General features: G+C 71.8%; 9 protein-coding genes. 8 read left to right on the top strand and 1 reads right to left on the bottom strand.

The features are described from left to right. Nucleotides 1–21: 21 nt before the first annotated feature. The 4 genes from ITX44_RS04235 (at nucleotide 22) to ITX44_RS04220 (ending at nucleotide 6,922) form a co-directional block, all read left to right on the top strand. A complete protein-coding gene (locus ITX44_RS04235; protein WP_205355616.1) occupies nucleotides 22–1,914 on the top strand; it encodes an ABC transporter ATP-binding protein in 1,893 nt (630 codons plus the stop codon). Continuing rightward, nucleotides 1,911–3,725: an ABC transporter ATP-binding protein gene (locus ITX44_RS04230; protein WP_205355615.1), complete on the top strand. Its 1,815-nt coding sequence runs from the start codon at nucleotides 1,911–1,913 to the stop codon at nucleotides 3,723–3,725. The genes ITX44_RS04235 and ITX44_RS04230 overlap by 4 nt, the downstream gene beginning before the upstream one ends. A 396-nt stretch (nucleotides 3,726–4,121) precedes the next feature. Then, nucleotides 4,122–6,530: a M4 family metallopeptidase gene (locus ITX44_RS04225; RefSeq protein WP_443609194.1), complete on the top strand. Its 2,409-nt coding sequence runs from the start codon at nucleotides 4,122–4,124 to the stop codon at nucleotides 6,528–6,530. A 185-nt stretch (nucleotides 6,531–6,715) separates the two neighbouring features. Further along, nucleotides 6,716–6,922, top strand: a complete 207-nt coding sequence (locus tag ITX44_RS04220; protein WP_205355614.1) for a cold-shock protein — start codon at nucleotides 6,716–6,718, stop codon at nucleotides 6,920–6,922. Between the two features lie 90 nt (nucleotides 6,923–7,012). Here the strand turns inward: ITX44_RS04220 and glgP are convergent, their stop codons facing one another. Beyond that, nucleotides 7,013–9,640, bottom strand: coding sequence for an alpha-glucan family phosphorylase (glgP, locus tag ITX44_RS04215; protein WP_205355613.1), 2,628 nt, complete (start codon nucleotides 9,638–9,640; stop codon nucleotides 7,013–7,015). Nucleotides 9,641–10,287: 647 nt separating this feature from the next. Here glgP and ITX44_RS04210 point away from each other — a divergent pair. From ITX44_RS04210 to glgB, 4 genes are all read left to right on the top strand, one after another. Next, nucleotides 10,288–12,273, top strand: a complete 1,986-nt coding sequence (locus ITX44_RS04210) for an alpha-1,4-glucan--maltose-1-phosphate maltosyltransferase (protein WP_205355612.1) — start codon at nucleotides 10,288–10,290, stop codon at nucleotides 12,271–12,273. After that, the gene (treS, locus tag ITX44_RS04205; protein WP_205355611.1) at nucleotides 12,270–13,970 is read left to right on the top strand and encodes a maltose alpha-D-glucosyltransferase; all 1,701 of its coding nucleotides are present in this window, start codon (nucleotides 12,270–12,272) and stop codon (nucleotides 13,968–13,970) included. Before ITX44_RS04210 ends, treS begins: the two co-directional genes overlap by 4 nt. A gap of 385 nt (nucleotides 13,971–14,355) precedes the next feature. Next, complete coding sequence (locus tag ITX44_RS04200) at nucleotides 14,356–15,774, top strand: maltokinase N-terminal cap-like domain-containing protein (protein WP_205355610.1); 1,419 nt, start codon at nucleotides 14,356–14,358, stop codon at nucleotides 15,772–15,774. 266 nt (nucleotides 15,775–16,040) lie between these two features. Then, nucleotides 16,041–18,398 carry a 1,4-alpha-glucan branching enzyme gene (glgB, locus tag ITX44_RS04195; protein ID WP_205355609.1) on the top strand — a complete coding sequence of 786 codons (2,358 nt, stop codon included), beginning with the start codon at nucleotides 16,041–16,043 and terminating at the stop codon, nucleotides 18,396–18,398. Nucleotides 18,399–18,400 lie beyond the last annotated feature (2 nt).

The following is an 18,400-nucleotide window of genomic DNA, read 5'->3' as shown; positions in this document are numbered from 1 at the left end:
CCCCCCTTAATGTCAGGAGCGATGCCTGCCACGACTCCTGACCCCGCGCCCGCCGTCCGTCACCGATCCGTGATCCGCTCGCTGCTGCGGCTGTGGCCGTACGTCAGACCCGTGCGGATCAGACTCGGCCTGTCCGCGGCGGTCGCGGTCGTGGCCTCGTGCATGTCGCTGCTGATCCCGCTGGTGCTCAAGTGGATGGTGGACGGCCCGGTCCACGACAAGGACACGGCCGGGGTGTGGCTGGGCGGCGGGCTGCTCCTGCTGCTGGGCCTGCTGGAGGCGGGGCTGTTCGGGGTCCGGCGCTGGCTGGTGGCCCGCCCGCTGGCCGGGGTCGAGGCGTCGATGCGGGCCGCCCTGTACGGGCACCTGCAACGGCTGCCGGTCGATTTCCACGACCGCTGGGCGTCGGGCCAGCTGCTCTCCCGGGCCACCATGGACCTGCAGATCCTGCGGATGTTCCTGGCCTTCCCGCTGGTCTTCCTGGTGGTCAACGGCGCGACGATCCTGATCGGCTTCGCGATCCTCTTCGCCCAGGCGTGGCTGCTGGGGCTGGTGCTGCTCGCCCCGGTGGTGCCGCTGATGATCGTGTGCTCGTATTTCGAGACGCATTACGCGCTGGCCGCCCGTACCGCCCAGGACCAGGCCGGTGACCTGGCCACCGTGGTGGAGGAGTCGGTGCTGGGCATCCGGATCATCAAGGCGTTCGGGCAGCACCGCAGCCAGGCCGCGGCCTTCCGGGGGCAGGCCCGGGGGCTGTGGGGCACCGAGATGCGCAAGGCCCGGCTGCTGTCCGACATCTGGGCGGTGATCATGACGCTGCCCGAGCTGGCGATCGGCGGCGCGCTGGCCGTCGGGGTGCTCCAGGTCGCGGACCACAAGCTGTCGGCGGGCACCCTGGTCGCGTTCCTGTCCACCGCGCTGGCCCTGCGCTGGCCGGTGGAGTCCATCGGCTTCCTGCTGGCGATGAGCAATGAGGCGGCCACCGCCGCCGACCGCTACTTCGAGGCGATGGACACCCCGGAGGCGGACCGGTCGGGCACCGGCGACGCCGCCGCCGGGGACGGGCTGCGGATGACCGGGGTCCGCTTCCGCTATCCCGACGCGCCGGACGGCGGCCCGGACCTGCTGAGCGGGGTGGACCTGCATGTGCGGCCGGGCGAGACCATGGCCCTGGTGGGCGCCACCGGCAGCGGGAAGACCACGCTGACCGCGCTGCTGCCCCGGCTGCACGAGGCGACCGGCGGCCGGATCACCCTGGACGGCGCGGACATCGCCGGCCTGCCGGTGGCCCGGGTGCGCGAACTGCTCGCCGTCGCCTTCGAGGAGCCGACCCTCTTCTCCGCCTCGGTACGGGAGAACGTCGCCATGGGCGCGGGCCCGGCCGGCGTCACCGAGGCCGACGTCGAACGCGCGCTGGCCGTCGCCCAGTGCGACTTCGTGGCCGGGCTGCCGCACGGCCTGGACACCCAGGTGGGCGAGCAGGGGCTGAGCCTTTCCGGCGGGCAGCGGCAGCGGCTGGCGCTGGCCCGGGCGGTGGTCGGCCGGCCCCGCTTCCTGGTGCTGGACGACCCGCTGTCCGCGCTGGACGTGCAGACCGAGGCACTGGTGGAGGCCGCGCTGCGGGAGGTGCTGCGGGAAACCACCGCTCTGGTCGTCGCCCACCGGCCCTCGACCGTACTGCTCGCCGACCGGGTGGCGCTGCTGTCCGAGGGCCGGATCACGGCGGTCGGCACCCATGCCGAACTGCTGCGGGACAGCGCGGAGTACCGGCACCTGATGTCGGGCACGGCGGACGGGGCGCGGGAGGAGAGCAGGGCGCCGGCGGACGCGGCGGAGACGGACCCGGCACCAGCGGGCGCCCCACAGGCGGACAGCCCGCTGACGGACCTGCCGCTGGAGAGGAGCGAGGCATGACGACGGCTGCTCCCCCGGGAGTCGACCCCTTCGACCAGGACGTGCTGCCGGCGCCCAGGAACGCGCAGATGATCCTGCTGCGTTCCCTGCTGCACCCGCACCGCAGCCGGCTGTGGCTGGCCACCGTGCTGCTGCTGGTCCAGCAGGCCGCCGTGCAGGCAGGCCCGCTGCTGGTGGCGTACGCGATCGACCACGCGATCCCGGCGGTGCGCGACGGCCGGCACGGCGCGCTGATCGCGGTGGCCTGCGGCTATCTGGGCTGCGGGCTGGCCTCGGGGATCCTGCAGCGGGCGTTCATCCGGGTCGCCGCCCTGATCAGCCAGGACGTGCTGATCGAGCTGCGCGGCCGGATCTTCCGGCACGCCCAGAGCCTGAGCCTGGACTTCCACGAGCGCTACACCTCGGGCCGGCTGATCTCCCGGGCCACCTCGGACGTGGAGTCGATCCGCGAACTGCTCAGCGACGGCCTGGAGGAACTGATCGAGGTCGTGCTGTCGGCTGTGTACATCTCGGTGCTGCTGCTGATCCTCGACTGGCGGCTGGGCCTGGCCACCATGGTCTCCTACGGCCCGCTGTACGTGGCGATCCGCTCCTTCCAGCGCCGGTCGATGGTCGCCTACCGCAAGCGCTCGACGGCGACCGCTGCGGTGATCGTGAAGTTCACCGAGACGATGAACGGCATCCGCCCCGTCAAGGCGTTCCGCCGCGAGGAGCCCAACGACGCGGCCTTCGGCGAGCTGAACCACCGGCACGAGCGGGCCAACGGCGACGCGATCCTGGAGATGGCCCGCTACGTGGTGGGCTCCCGGCTGATCGCCAACATCGCGATCGCGGCGATCGTGCTGTGGGGCGCCTATCGGGTCGCGCAGGGCGGCCTCGCGCTCGGCGTGCTCGCCGCCTTCGTGCTGTACCTGCGGCGGCTGTACGACCCGATCGACCGGCTGGGCATGTTCCTGAACTCCTACCAGTCGGCGGCCGCGTCGCTGGAGAAGATCGCCGGGCTGCTGGCGCAGGAGCCGGGGGTGCCCGAGCCGGCGCGTCCGGTGCCGCTGCCGGAGCGGCCGGCCGGTCAGCCGGGCCGGGCGGTGGTCTTCGAGGACGTACGGTTCGCGTACCGCACCGGCGGTGAGGTGCTGCCGGTGTTCGGGCTGCGGGTGCCGGCCGGGCAGACGGTGGCGGTGGTCGGCGCGACCGGGGCCGGCAAGTCCACCCTGGCCAAGCTGCTGGCCCGGTTCTACGACCCCACCGACGGCCGGATCATGCTGGACGGGGTGCCGCTGCGCGAACTGGCCCCGGCCGATCTGCGGCGTGGGGTGGTCATGGTGACGCAGGAGTCGTTCCTGTTCTCCGGGACCGTGGCGGAGAACATCACCATCGGCCGGCCGGACGCGAGCCGGGCGGAGGTGGAGGCGGCGGCGAAGGCGATCGGCGCGCACGACTTCATCGCGGCGCTGCCCGACGGCTACGACACGGACGTGCGCAAGCGCGGCGGCCGGATCTCGGCCGGGCAGCGGCAACTCGTCGCGTTCGCCCGGGCGCTGCTGGCCGACCCGGGGGTGCTGATCCTGGACGAGGCGACCTCGTCGCTGGACATCCCCGGCGAGCGGGCGGTGCAGCACGCGATGCACACGGTGCTGCACGGCCGCACCGCCGTGATCATCGCGCACCGGCTGTCCACCGTGGAGATCGCCGACCGGGTCCTGGTGATGCGCGACGGCCGGATCGTGGAGGACGGCACCCCGGAGGAACTCATCGCCGACAGCGGCCACTTCGCGGGCCTGCACCAGGCGTGGCAGGACAGCCTGGTCTGACCGGTTCGCGGCCGCCGGGCCGCTGAGAACCGTTGTCCGCAATCGGCTCCCGGCCGGGGCGATTTCGCGCCACCGCGGCCCGTACGGAATTTGACACCGGAGCCGCCCGCTCCACGAGCCCACGCCCGATTCCTCCTGCGTCACGCGGAATTGGCGGTGCACAGATTTATTCACCGGGCAACATCCGTGTCACACCCGCCCGCTATGCGGACCCCACCCTCCGCACACCGAACGATTTTCGGCCAATTTCAGGTCATGGGAATGACATGAACAAGTAAAGCTGTCAATCTGTGCCCCAGTTCCTTCGCACTACCCCGCTGTAACCGGGCAGCCCACCAACCCCACCTGCCCGGTCTGTCCCGGCCGCCACACGCGGTCGCAGCAGAAGGAGTTCGAGTGCGCAGATCCCCCCGCACAGCAGCAGCGGCCGGCGCCCTGATCGCCGGCGCCGCCATGGTCGCGGTCACGCTCCCCGCGGGCACCGCCAGCGCGGCGCCCGCCGCCCCGGCGGCCGCGAACGCCGCCGCCACGCACGTCAGCCCGCGCGCGGGCGCGCTGCCCGCCGCCCTGAGCCCGGCCCAGCAGAAGACCCTGGTCACCAAGGCGCAGGGCGCCGTCGCGACCACCGCCGCCTCGCTGCACCTGGGCGCGCAGGAGAAGCTGGTCGTCAAGTCCGTCACCGAGGACGCGGACGGCACGACGCACACCCGCTACGAGCGCACGTACGCCGGACTCCCGGTGCTCGGCGGCGACCTGATCGTGCACACCGACAAGGCGGGCGCCACCACCGGGGTCGACAAGGCGACCAACGCCGCGATCAAGGTGGCCTCCACCACCGCGGCCAAGACCGCCGACTCCGCCAAGTCCTTCGCGCTCGGCCGCGCCAAGGCCGAGGGCGCCGCCGCCCCGGCCGCCACGAACGCGCCGCGCAAGGTGATCTGGGCCGCCTCCGGCACCCCGGTGCTGGCCTGGGAATCGGTGATCGGCGGCTTCCAGGACGACGGCACGCCGAACCAGCTGCACGTGATCACCGACGCCACCACCGGCGCGAAGCTCTTCGAGTACCAGGGCATCGAGACCGGTGTCGGCAACACCGAGTACAGCGGCCAGGTCACCATCGGCAGCACCCAGTCCGGGTCGACCTACAACCTGACCGACGGCACCCGTGGCGGGCACAAGACCTACAACCTCAACCACGGCACCTCGGGGACCGGCACCCTGTTCTCTCAGTCCTCCGACACCTGGGGCGACGGCACGCCGACCACGGCGACCACCGCCGGCGCGGACGCGGCCTACGGCGCCCAGGAGACCTGGGACTTCTACAAGAACACCTTCGGCCGCAACGGCATCCGGGGCGACGGCGTCGCCGCGTACTCGCGGGCCCACTACGGCAACTCGTACGTCAACGCCTTCTGGGACGACTCCTGCTTCTGCATGACGTACGGCGACGGCAGCGGCAACACCCACCCGCTGACCGCGCTGGACGTGGCCGGGCACGAGATGAGCCACGGCGTCACCTCCAACACCGCGGGCCTGAACTACAGCGGGGAGTCCGGCGGCCTGAACGAGGCGACCTCCGACATCCTGGGCACGGGTGTGGAGTGGTACGCCAACAACTCGTCCGACCCGGGTGACTACCTGATCGGCGAGAAGATCAACATCAACGGCAACGGGACCCCGCTGCGCTACATGGACCAGCCGAGCAAGGACGGCGCGTCCAAGGACTACTGGTCCTCCAGCCTGGGCGGCCTGGACGTCCACTACTCCTCCGGCCCGGCCAACCACTTCTTCTACCTGCTCTCCGAGGGCAGCGGCGCCAAGACCGTCAACGGCGTGAGCTACAACAGCCCGACCTCCGACGGCCTGCCGGTGCCGGGCATCGGCCGGGACAACGCGCTGAAGCTGTGGTACAAGGCGCTCAGCGAGCGCTTCACCTCCACCACCAACTACGCCTCGGCCCGCACCCAGTCGCTCCAGGCGGCGGCGGACCTGTGGGGCGCGGGCAGCGCCACGTACAACACGGTCGCCAACACCTGGGCGGCGATCAACGTCGGCAGCCGCGTCTCCACCAGCGGCGTGACGGTGACCCAGCCGGCCAACCAGAGCACCGTGGTCAACACCGCGGCCAGCCTGCAGATCCAGGCCACCAGCACCAACGGCGGCGCCCTGACCTACACGGCGACCGGCCTGCCGACGGGTCTGTCGATCGGCGCCTCCACCGGCCTGATCTCCGGCACCCCGACCGCGACGGGCTCCTTCAGCGTGACCGTGACCGCCAAGGACTCCACCGGCGCGACCGGTTCGGCGTCCTTCACCTGGACGGTGACCGGCTCCGGCGGCGGTGGCTGCACCCCGGCGCAGCTGCTCGGCAACCCCGGCTTCGAGACCGGCAGCGCCTCCCCGTGGACCGCGTCCTCCGGCGTGATCGACAACAGCACCGGTGAGCCCGCCCACGGCGGTTCCTGGAAGGCGTGGCTGAACGGCTACGGCACCACCCACACCGACACGCTGTCCCAGACGGTGAGCATCCCGGCCGGCTGCACCACGGCCGGCTTCACCTTCTACCTGCACGTGGACACGGCCGAGACCACCACGAGCACCCAGTACGACAAGCTCACCGTGGCGGCCGGCTCCACCACCCTGGCCACGTACTCCAACCTGAACGCGGCCAGCGGCTACGTGCAGAAGTCGATCAGCCTGGCCCCGTACGTCGGCCAGAGCGTGACCCTGAAGTTCACCGGTACGGAGGACTCCAGCCTCCAGACCTCCTTCGTGATCGACGACACCGCGGTCAACGTCGGCTGATCGTCCCGATGTGACCCCGATGCCGCCCCGGTTCACCGGGACGGCGGTACGCCCCCGGGCCGGCACCCCCACTGCCGGCCCGGGTAGGCGTATTGTGACGTTGTGTCCGGTGTGGGGTGATCGTCCGCACCGATCCCGGTCCGTACAGTGCGGATGCGAACACAGCCCCATGCGGAGGAGAGAACATGGCAACCGGAACCGTGAAGTGGTTCAACTCGGAAAAGGGCTTCGGCTTCATCGAGCAGGACGGCGGCGGCTCCGACGTCTTCGCGCACTACTCCAACATCCTTGCCCAGGGCTACCGTGAGCTGCTCGAAGGCCAGAAGGTCGAGTTCGACGTCACGCAGGGCGTGAAGGGCCCGCAGGCCGAGAACATCCGCAAGCTGGCCTGACGGTTCCGTGCCCACCGGCACGACCAGGGCCGGGGCCCGCACCGACATCGGTGCGGGCCCCGCCCTTTCCGGGCTCCCTGGCCCCGCTCCCTACCGCAGGACGCCCGCGGTCATGCCCTCCGCCTCGGGCGGCACGGTGACCAGGCCCAGCTCCGCCGGGCCGGCCAGCAGCTTGTGGGCGGGCAGCACCCGGACGGTGTAGCCGAACGCGCCGGTGCGGTCCAGGGTCAGCGGGCCCTCGTAGCACCAGCGGCCGGAGACGTCCGGGCGTGAGGTGGGCTTGAGCGAGACCACCGCGGGCGAGGCGAGCCGGTCGGCGGCGTCCACCCGGCCGGACAGGAGCTGCACGTCCACGTCCGCCGGCTCGAGGCCGCCAAGGGTGACCTGGGCCCGCAGGGTGAGGGTGGCGCCCAGCTCCGGGGTGTCCGTGGTCGAGCCGGTCTCCACGTGCTCCACCGTCACCTCGTGCCAGTGGCCGCGCACCTTGCGCTTCCAGGCGGCCAGGTCCGCCGCGTCCGGACCGTGTATGGCCCGGTGCGAGCGGGCGGCCGGGGCGTACAGCCGCTCCACGTAGTCGCGGACCATGCGGCCGGCCACCACCTTGGGGCCGAGGGTGGCCAGGGTGTGCCGGACCATCTCGATCCAGCGCTCGGGCAGGCCGCCGCGGCCCTGGTCGTAGAAGCGCGGCGCGACCTGCCGCTCCAGCAGGTCGTAGAGCGCGGCGGCCTCCAGCTCGTCGCGGCGGTCCTCGTCGGCCACGCCGTCGGCGGTGGGGATCGCCCAGCCGTTGTCGCCGTCGAACCACTCGTCCCACCAGCCGTCCAGCACCGACAGGTTCAGGCAGCCGTTGAGCGCGGCCTTCATCCCGGAGGTGCCGCACGCCTCCAGCGGGCGCAGCGGGTTGTTCAGCCACACGTCGCAGCCGGGGTAGAGCAGCCGCGCCATGCCCATGTCGTAGTCGGGCAGGAAGACGATGCGGTGCCGCACCCGCGGGTCGTCGGTGAACTTGACCAGCTCCTGGACCAGCCGCTTGCCGCCCTCGTCGGCCGGGTGGGCCTTGCCGGCCACCACGATCTGGATCGGCCGCTCGGGGTGCAGCAGCAGGGCGCGCAGCCGGTCCGGGTCGCGCAGCATCAGGGTCAGCCGCTTGTACGACGGGACGCGGCGGGCGAAGCCGATGGTCAGCACGTCCGGGTCCAGGACGGAGTCGGTCCAGCCGAGTTCGGCCTCGCCGGCCCCGCGCTGCCGCCAGGAGGCGCGCACCCGGGTTCGTACGTCGTCCACGAGCTGTTCGCGCAGGGTGCGGCGCAGCTCCCAGACCGCGGCGTCGGGGATCTCGGCGACGGACTTCCAGCGGTCGGCGCCGCCCACCGTCATCGCGTCCTCGGCGACCTGCTGGCCGGCCTGGCGGGCGGCCAGCCGCTGCACCTCGGGGGCCACCCACGTGGGGGCGTGCACGCCGTTGGTGATGGAGGTGATCGGCACCTCCTCCGGGTCGAAGCCGGGCCACAGGCCGGCGAACATCTCCCGGCTGACCGCGCCGTGCAGGGTGGACACGCCGTTGGCGCGCTGGGCCAGCCGCAGGCCCATGACGGCCATGTTGAACAGGTTGGGGTCGCCGCCCGGCTGGGTCTCCATGCCCAGCTCGAGGATGCTGCCGACGTCCACGCCGTGCAGCTCGCCGCCCTCGCCGAGGTGGCGGGCGACCAGCTCGCGGTCGAACCGGTCGATGCCGGCCGGGACCGGGGTGTGGGTGGTGAACACGGTGCCGGCCCGCACCGCTTCCAGGGCCGCGTCGAAGTCCAGGCCCTGCTGGGACAGTTCCCTTATCCGCTCCAGGCCGAGGAAGCCGGCGTGGCCCTCGTTGGTGTGGAAGACCTCGGGCTCGGCGTGGCCGGTGATGCGGCAGTAGGCGCGTACGGCCCGCACCCCGCCGATGCCCAGCAGCATCTCCTGCATCAGGCGGTGCTCGCTGCCCCCGCCGTAGAGCCGGTCGGTGACGTCACGGTCGGCGGCCTGGTTGCCCTCGACGTCGGAGTCGAGCAGCAGCAGCGGCACCCGGCCCACCTGGGCCTTCCAGATGCGGGCCCGCAGGCTGCGGCCGCCGGTGAGGGTGAGCACGACCTCGGCGGGCCGGCCGTCGGCCTCGCGGACCGGGTCGACCGGCATCGAGTTCGGGTCCAGCACCGGGTAGTGCTCCTGCTGCCAGCCGTCCCGGGACAGGCTCTGCCGGAAGTAGCCGTGCCGGTAGAGCAGGCCGACGCCGATCAGCGGGACGCCGAGGTCGCTGGCCGATTTCAGATGGTCGCCGGCGAGGATGCCCAGCCCGCCGCTGTACTGCGGCAGCGCCGAGGTGATCCCGAACTCCGGCGAGAAGTAGGCGATGGCGGCCGGCAGGTCGCTGGTTTCCGGCCGGCCCTGCTGTTCTTGGTACCACCGTGGGCCCGCCAGGTAGTCGGCCAGGTCCTCTGCCGCTGCGGCCAGCCGGCGCCGGAAGCGGCGGTCACCGGCGAGGGCGGTGAGCCGCTCCTTGGAGACGGCGCCGAGCAGCCGTACCGGATCGCCCTGGGCCGCCCGCCAGCCCTCGGGGTCGACGCTCTGGAACAGCTCCCTGGTCTCCTGGTGCCACGACCAGCGTAGGTTCTGGGCCAGTTCCCCCAGCGGGCGCAGAGGTTCCGGCAGGACGGTGCGCACGGTGAATCGACGGATTGCCTTCACATCCCCGACCGTAGTCCCGCGAGCAGGGGCGCTGTGGCCTCTCTCCGCGATCCGCTGGTTCAAACGCTCGAACGGCGGCTCATTGAAGCGAACCGTTTCGGTGGACGGGCGCCGGGCGCTTGCGGGACAGTGTGCGCGGATGTGAGGGAACGGATCACGGGCCGTGCGCCGTGGGCGATCGGGTGCGATCCTGGTGGCTTGAACCGCACGACCCCCGCGCCGCTCTTCGGGAGCTTCGCGGGGTGCACAGGCGTACGCGGGGGCGCGTTCAGGGGCGCACTCGCGCTGGAACGGGGGAGCAATAAGGACATGGACGGCTTATGCGCCGGGGGCGCAAGTTGGGGCTTCGGCGGCGCGCTCCCGAAAGCCCGTCAGGTGGCTGGCTTCGCGCGTAGACAAGGGAGCAATCTGGTTCGTGCATGCCCCCGTCCCGTTTCGCAGCCGAGCACGCAACGCATCAGAATCACCCATCGCAGCAGCCGTAGGCGCCGCTCCTCCGGGCAGGCTTCCCCTGGTCCCGCCACCCGGGTGAACGCGGACCCGAGTGGCCACGCGGACAGGCCCCCATGGCCAAGAACAGTTAAAAAGAGCGGGGGCCGCCGTCCTGTCTCCCGCGCTGCCGGGAACCCGAACTGCCAGGTGAGGAAATGATCGGTCGTATTCCCGTTCTCGATGTCCGTCCGGCCGTGGACTGCGGCCGCCGGCCGGCGAAAGCGGTGGTCGGCGAGACGTTCCAGGTGACGGCAACCGTCTTCCGCGAGGGTCATGACGCGGTGGCCGCCAACGTGGTGCTCCGCGACCCCGCCGGCCGGTCCGGCCCCTGGACGCCCATGCGCGAACTGTCCCCCGGCACCGACCGGTGGGGCGCGTTCGTCACGCCCACCGCCGAAGGCCGCTGGACGTACACCGTCGAGGCCTGGTCGGACCCCGTGGCGACCTGGCGGCACGTGGCGGAGGTGAAGATCCCGGCCGGCATCGACACCGAACTGGTGCTCGCCGAGGGTGCCCTGCTGCACGAGCGGGCCGCCGCCGGGGTACCCAAGAGCGCCGGCCGCGCGGTGGTGCTGGCCGCCGTCGACGTGCTGCGCGACACCACCCGGCTGGCCGCCGACCGGCACCGGGCGGCGCTGGCCCCCGAGGTGGTCGCGGTGCTCGACCGGCACCCGCTGCGCGAGCTGGTCTCCGCCTCCCGCCCGCTGCCGCTGCACGTGGAGCGGGAGCGCGCGCTGTTCGGCTCGTGGTACGAGTTCTTCCCGCGTTCCGAGGGCGCGGTGGTCACCGAGGGCGAGCCGCCCCGCTCGGGTACCTTCCGCACCGCCGCCGAGCGGCTGCCGGCGGTCGCCGCCATGGGCTTCGACGTGGTGTACCTGCCGCCGATCCACCCCATCGGCACCGCCTTCCGCAAGGGCCGCAACAACACGCTGACCCCGGGCCCGTACGACGTGGGCTCGCCCTGGGCGATCGGCGCCCCCGAGGGCGGTCACGACGCGATCCACCCGGACCTGGGCACCCTGGCCGACTTCGACGCCTTCGTGGCGCGGGCCCGCGAGCTGCGCCTTGAGGTGGCGCTCGACTTCGCCCTCCAGTGCTCCCCGGACCACCCCTGGGTCGCCAAGCACCCGGAGTGGTTCGCGCACCGCGCCGACGGCACCATCGCGTACGCGGAGAACCCGCCGAAGAAGTACCAGGACATCTACCCCATCGCGTTCGACCAGGACTTCGACGGCCTGGTGCGCGAGACGCTGCGGGTGCTGCGGCACTGGATGAGCCACGGGGTGCGGATCTTCCGGGTGGACAACCCGCACACCAAGCCGGTGGTCTTCTGGGAGAAGGTCATCGCCGACATCAACCGCACCGACCCCGACGTGATCTTCCTCGCCGAGGCCTTCACCCGCCCGGCCATGATGAACACGCTCGGCCAGATCGGGTTCCAGCAGTCGTACACGTACTTCACCTGGCGCAACGGCAAGGACGAGCTCACCGACTACGTGCGCGAGCTCAGCGGCGGGACCGCCGCCTGGATGCGCCCCAACTTCTTCGTCAACACCCCTGACATCCTGCACGCCTACCTGCAGAACGGCGGTCGGCCGGCCTTCGAGACCCGGGCCGTGCTGGCCGCGACGCTGTCCCCGAGCTGGGGGGTGTACGCGGGGTTCGAACTGTGCGAAGCGACCCCCGCCCACCCGGGCAGCGAGGAGTACCTCGACTCCGAGAAGTACGAACTGCGGCCGCGCGACTGGGCCGCGGAAGAGGCGGCGGGCCGCTCCCTGGCCCCGCTGATCAGCACCCTCAACCGGCTGCGCCGCCGCCACCCGGCGCTGCAGCAACTGCGGGACATCACCTTCCACGACGTGGACAACCCGGCGCTCATGGCCTACTCCAAGCGGCGCGGCGGGGACGTCGTACTGGTGGTCGTCAACCTGGACCCGTTCCACACCCAGGAGGCGACGCTGTCGTTGAACATGCCAGAACTCGGCCTCTCCTGGCACGAGTCGTTCCCGGTGCGCGACGAGCTCACCGGGGAGACCTACCACTGGGGCAGGGACAACTATGTGCGCCTGGAGCCGGGCCGTGCGCCCGCGCACATCTTGTCGCTGCGACCGTCTCCATCGATCGGAGGGTCACTCAGTTGATCGTCAACGAACCCGTCCCTGACACCTTCGAGGACACCCCCGTCAAGGACCGTGATCCCGACTGGTTCAAACGGGCGGTGTTCTACGAAGTCCTCGTCCGGTCCTTCCAGGACAGCAACGGCGACGGTGTCGGCGACCTGAAGGGCATCACCGCCAAGCTGGACTACCTGCAGTGGCTCGGCGTGGACTGTCTGTGGCTGCCGCCCTTCTTCAACTCGCCGCTGCGCGACGGCGGGTACGACGTCTCCGACTACACCTCGGTGCTGCCGGAGTTCGGCGACCTGGCCGACTTCGTGGAATTCGTGGACGCCGCGCACCAGCGGGGCATGCGCGTCATCATCGACTTCGTCATGAACCACACCAGCGACCAGCACCCGTGGTTCCAGGCCTCCCGCAGCGACCCGGAAGGCCCGTACGGCGACTACTACACCTGGGCGGACGACGACAAGCAGTTCCCCGACGCCCGGGTCATCTTCGTCGACACCGAGACCTCGAACTGGACCTTCGACCCGGTGCGCAAGCAGTACTACTGGCACCGGTTCTTCTCCCACCAGCCGGACCTGAACTACGAGAACCCGGCCGTCCAGGAGGAGATCCTGGCGGCGCTGCGGTTCTGGCTGGACCTGGGCATCGACGGGTTCCGGCTGGACGCGGTGCCCTACCTCTACCAGGAGGAGGGCACCAACTGCGAGAACCTGCCGCGCACGCACCAGTTCCTCAAGCGGGTACGGGCCGAGATCGACGCCAGCTACCCGGACACCGTGCTGCTGGCCGAGGCCAACCAGTGGCCCGAGGACGTCGTGGACTACTTCGGCGACTTCCAGTCCGGCGGCGACGAGTGCCACATGGCCTTCCACTTCCCGGTGATGCCGCGGATCTTCATGGCGGTGCGCCGCGAGTCGCGCTACCCGGTCTCGGAGATCCTGGCCAAGACCCCGGCGATCCCGGCGGGCACCCAGTGGGGGATCTTCCTGCGCAACCACGACGAGCTGACCCTGGAGATGGTCACCGACGAGGAGCGCGACTACATGTACAGCGAGTACGCCAAGGACCCGCGGATGCGTGCCAACATCGGCATCCGCCGGCGCCTGGCGCCGCTGCTGGACAACGACCGCAACCAGATCGAGCTGTTCACCGCGCTGCTGCTGTCGCTGCCCGGGTCGCCCATCCTCTATTACGGCGACGAGATCGGCATGGGCGACAACATCTGGCTCGGCGACCGCGACGCGGTGCGCACCCCCATGCAGTGGACCCCGGACCGCAACGCCGGCTTCTCCTCCAGCGACCCGGGCCGGCTCTACCTTCCGACGATCATGGACCCGGTCTACGGCTACCAGGTCACCAACGTCGAGGCGCAGATGAGCTCGCCCAGCTCGCTGCTGCACTGGACCCGGCGGATGATCGAGATCCGCAAGCAGAACCGCGCGTTCGGCCTGGGCTCGTACACCGAGTTGGCCTCCAGCAACCCGGCGGTGCTGGCCTTCCTGCGGGAGGACGGCGACGACCTGGTGCTGTGCGTGAACAACTTCTCGCGGTTCGCCCAGCCCACCGAGCTGGACCTGCGGCAGTTCGCCGGCCGCCACCCCGTGGAGCTGATCGGCGGGGTGCGCTTCCCCGCGATCGGCCAGTTGCCGTACCTGCTCACCCTGGCGGGACACGGCTTCTACTGGTTCCGGCTGCGCAAGGACCCGTCCTGACGACCGGGGGGCCGGCTTCTACGGTTCGGCCCCCCGTGACGGCACACGTCGGACAGCCCGGGCCGTACGGTCGCCCGGACCGGCGCAGACCGGCCCGGACGGTGTCGGTCCGCTCCCGCGGTGCCCCGTCCGAGTAGCGGGTGCCGGGCACCTTTGGCAGTATCCAGACGTACCCCCGCAGCACTTCGTGGCCGTGTCCCCCGCACCCCCGGGGACCGCCGGCCCGTACCGGCCGCGCACCCCACCGTACGGCGGTTTCCTGTCACCCGCCCGGGGCAGGCTCCCCCGTGTCGTCGGACAGCCCGAACCCGTCATCCGGGAGGCTGGCGCCCCCTGCCGTTCGCACGCGCGGCCGGGTGCGCGACTCCCCCGGGGAAAGGACGCCATGTCGGACAGCTCCTGGACCCGTGTCCCGCCCGCCACCGGACGCGCCCTGGTGCCGGGCCTGATGAGCTCGCTCGACCCGTTGCTGCGGGCCTGGCTGCCACGGCAGCGCTGGTTCGCCGGGAAGGGCCTGCCGGTGGGCGAGTTCCGCCTGACCTCCGCCACGGAACTGGTGCCGCCCGGTGGCCGGCTCGGCCCGCTCGGCCTGCTGCACGTGCTCATCGACGTGACCCAGCCCGGCCGCCCCGCCGACCGCTACCAACTGCTGCTCGGCGCCCATCCGCTGCTGCCCTCGGCACTGGTGCGCGCCGCCCTCGGCCCCGCGGTCGGCGGCCCCTACGACGGCCTGACCCTCTACGACGCCCCGCACGACCCCCGGCTGGCCGCGCTGCTGCTGGAACGGCTGCGGATGCCGGGCCGGATCGGGCGGCTGCGCTTCACCACCGAGCCGCACGCCCAGTTCCCGCCGGGGCTGACCCCGCGGGTGTCCACCGCCGAGCAGTCCAACACCTCGGTGGTGTACGGCGACGCGTTCATCCTCAAGCTGTTCCGCCGGGTCTCGCCGGGCGCCAACCCCGACCTGGAACTGTCGCTCGCCCTGGCCCGGGCCGGCTCACGGCGGGTCGCCGAGCCGGTGGCCTGGTTCGAGGCGGACTCCGCCGACCCGGCCGGTGACGGCGAGCCGATGACGCTGGGCGTACTGCAACGCTTCCTGCCCGGCTCCACCGACGGCTGGGCACTCGCCCTCGCCTCCGTGGCCGAGGACGGCGACTTCCGCGCCGAGGCCGCCGCGCTCGGCCGCGCCACCGCCGAGGTGCACGCCTCCCTGGCCGCCGCGCTGCCCGTCCAGGAACTCGGCGGCGAGGCGCTGGAACGTCTCGCCGCCGGCATGACCCACCGCCTGGAGGAGACCGCGGCCGAGGTCCCGGCGGTCCGCCCCTACGCCGCCGCCCTGCGCGCCGCCTACGACGACCTGGCCAAACTCGGCGCGAGCACGGGTGCCCGTGGCACGGTCACCGCCCAGCGCATCCACGGCGACCTCCACCTCGGGCAGGCCCTGCGCGGCCCCGACCGGGAGTGGGTCCTCATCGACTTCGAGGGCGAACCGGCCCGCCCCCTCGCCGAGCGCCGCCGCCCGGCTCCCCCGGTCCAGGACGTCGCCGGCATGCTGCGGTCCTTCGACTACGCCGCCCACCACAGCGGCAACGGGGCGTGGGCCGCCCGGCACCGCGACGCCTTCTGTCTCGGCTACGCCGAGGTCTCCGGGGCCGATCCGCGGGAACAGCCCGTCCTCATACGGGCCTTCGAGACGGACAAGGCGGTGTACGAGGCCCGCTATGAAGCCAGGCACCGGCCTGCCTGGCTTCCTATCCCTTTGTCGGCGCTCGCGCGCCTGGCCACGGCGGTGCCGTCGCGATGAGGGTTCGCCGGGAGTACCCGGGCCCCGCCTGGCGGCGGGCGGTTCGCCGGGAGCGCCCCGCAGGGGCGCGGGGAACTGCGCGAGCAACCACCCACCGGCTGGGGGTGCCCCCAGGCCGAAGGCTCTGGGGGAGGTCCGGATGCGACAGCAACTGCCCCTTCGGGCCGGTGGCGACCCGCGCCACGGAATTGGGCTGGTCGCGCAGTTCCCCGCGCCCCTGTTTGTGACCGCACCCCGTAAACGCAACGTCGAGGAGAGAACCCGCCGTGAGCTCGCGCACACCTGACCGTTCGTCCGGCCGCACGCCCGAGGCCGCCGCGCGCGGCTACAGCGAAGAAACTGTGCGCCCGAAAGCTTCGGGTACGGCGCCGAGGGCGGACGCGGCGTCAGCGGCAAGCACCCGCAAGGAATCCCCGAAGGGAACCGCCCCCAACAGCCTCGCCGAAGGCGACCGGTGGCGCCTGCTGCACGGCACACATCACGACCCGCACGGATTGCTCGGGGCGCATCATGACGCGGGCGGAGTGCGGTTCCGCGTGCTGAAGCCCTACGCGCACGCGGCAGCCGTACTGATCGAGGGGGGTGCGGGCGCAGCCCGACGGGTGGAGCTCGCGGCGGAGGGGGACGGCCTCTTCTCCGCGCTGGTGCCGTTGGAGCGGATCCCCGCATACAAAGTGGCGGTGACGTACGAGGACGGGGAGCACGTCGCAGACGACCCGTACCGGTTCCTGCCGGCGCTCGGGGAGCTGGACCTGCATTTGATCGGCGAGGGCCGGCACGAGGAGCTGTGGCGGGCGCTGGGTTCGCGGGTGATGGAGCACGAGGGGGTGACCGGGACCCGGTTCGCGGTGTGGGCGCCGAACGCGCAAGGGGTGCGGCTGGCCGCGGACTTCACGTTCTGGGACGGCACCGCGTATCCGATGCGCTCACTCGGGGGGACGGGCGTGTGGGAGCTGTTCGTGCCGGGGGTCGGCGCGGGCACGGCGTACAAGTACGAGATCGTCGCCCGGGACGGCGGCCACAAGCTCAGGGCCGACCCGATGGCGCGGGCCACCGAGGTGCCGCCGAAGACCGCGTCGATCGTGACCGAGTCCGCGTACGAGTGGCGCGACCGGGAGTGGATGGCGCACCGCGCGGACGTCCCCGTGCATCGCGCGCCGTTCTCCGTGTACGAGGTGCACCTGCCGTCGTGGCGGCCCGGGCTCACGTACCGGCAGCTCGCCGAGCAGCTGCCCGCGTACGTGAAGGAGCTGGGCTTCACCCATGTGGAGCTGATGCCGGTGGCCGAGCACCCCTTCGGCGGGTCGTGGGGCTACCAGGTGACCTCGTACTACGCGCCGACCTCGCGGCTTGGCACGCCGGACGACTTCCGCTTCCTGGTGGACGCGCTGCACCTGGCCGGGATCGGGGTGATCATGGACTGGGTGCCGGCCCACTTCCCCAAGGACGACTGGGCGCTGGCGAAGTTCGACGGGCAGGCGCTGTACGAGCACCAGGACCCGCGGATGGCCGAGCACCCGGACTGGGGGACGCTGGAGTTCGACTTCGGCCGCAGCGAGGTGCGCAACTTCCTGGTGGCCAACGCCGTCTACTGGTGCGAGGAGTTCCACGTGGACGGCCTTCGGGTCGACGCGGTCGCCTCGATGCTGTATCTGGACTACTCGCGCGAGCCGGGCCAGTGGACGCCCAACGCGCACGGCGGCCGGGAGAACCTGGACGCGGTGGCCTTCCTCCAGGAGATGAACGCCACCGTCTACCGCCGCTGCCCGGGCGCGGTCACCATCGCCGAGGAGTCCACCGCCTGGGACGGCGTGACCCGCCCCACCCACCTGGTGGGCCCGACCGGCTTCGGCGGCCTCGGCTTCGGCCTGAAGTGGAACATGGGCTGGATGCACGACTCGCTGGAGTACATGGGGCACGAGCCGGTGCACCGCAAGTACCACCACAACGAGATGACGTTCTCGATGGTGTACGCGTACAGCGAGAACTACGTGCTGCCGATCTCGCACGACGAGGTGGTGCACGGCAAGCGGTCGCTGGTCAACAAGATGCCGGGCGACTGGTGGCAGCAGCGCGCGAACCAGCGGGCGTACCTGGGCTTCATGTGGGCGCACCCGGGCAAGCAACTGCTGTTCATGGGCCAGGAGTTCGCGCAGGGCGCGGAGTGGTCGCACGACCACGGCCCGGACTGGTGGCTGCTGGACGAGACGTACTCGGCGGCCGGGGACCACCGCGGGGTACGCGAACTGGTCCGCGATCTCAACGCCGTCTACACCGCCACGCCCGCCCTCTGGCAGCTCGACACCGATCCGGCCGGCTTCGAATGGATCGACGGCGGCGCGATCGAGGACAACACCTTCTCCTTCCTGCGCCTGCCCGCCACCGGTGAACCCCTGCTGTGCGTCAGCAACTTCGCCCCGGTGGTCCGGCACGACTACCGCCTGGGCACGCCCGACACCCAGTGGACCCCCGTCCTCAACACCGACGCCCCCCGCTACGGCGGCTCCGGCGCGGCCCCCGAGCCCCTCCTCAAGCCCGAACCCGTCCCCTGGCACGGCCGCCCCCACAGCATCACCCTCACCCTCCCGCCCCTGTCGACGGTGTGGCTGAAGCCGCTGGCGTAGGG

The sequence above is a fragment of the Actinacidiphila acididurans genome (genome assembly GCF_016918855.1).
Taxonomy (GTDB): domain Bacteria; phylum Actinomycetota; class Actinomycetes; order Streptomycetales; family Streptomycetaceae; genus Actinacidiphila; species Actinacidiphila acididurans.
This window is presented reverse-complemented; position numbering and strand designations above follow the sequence as displayed.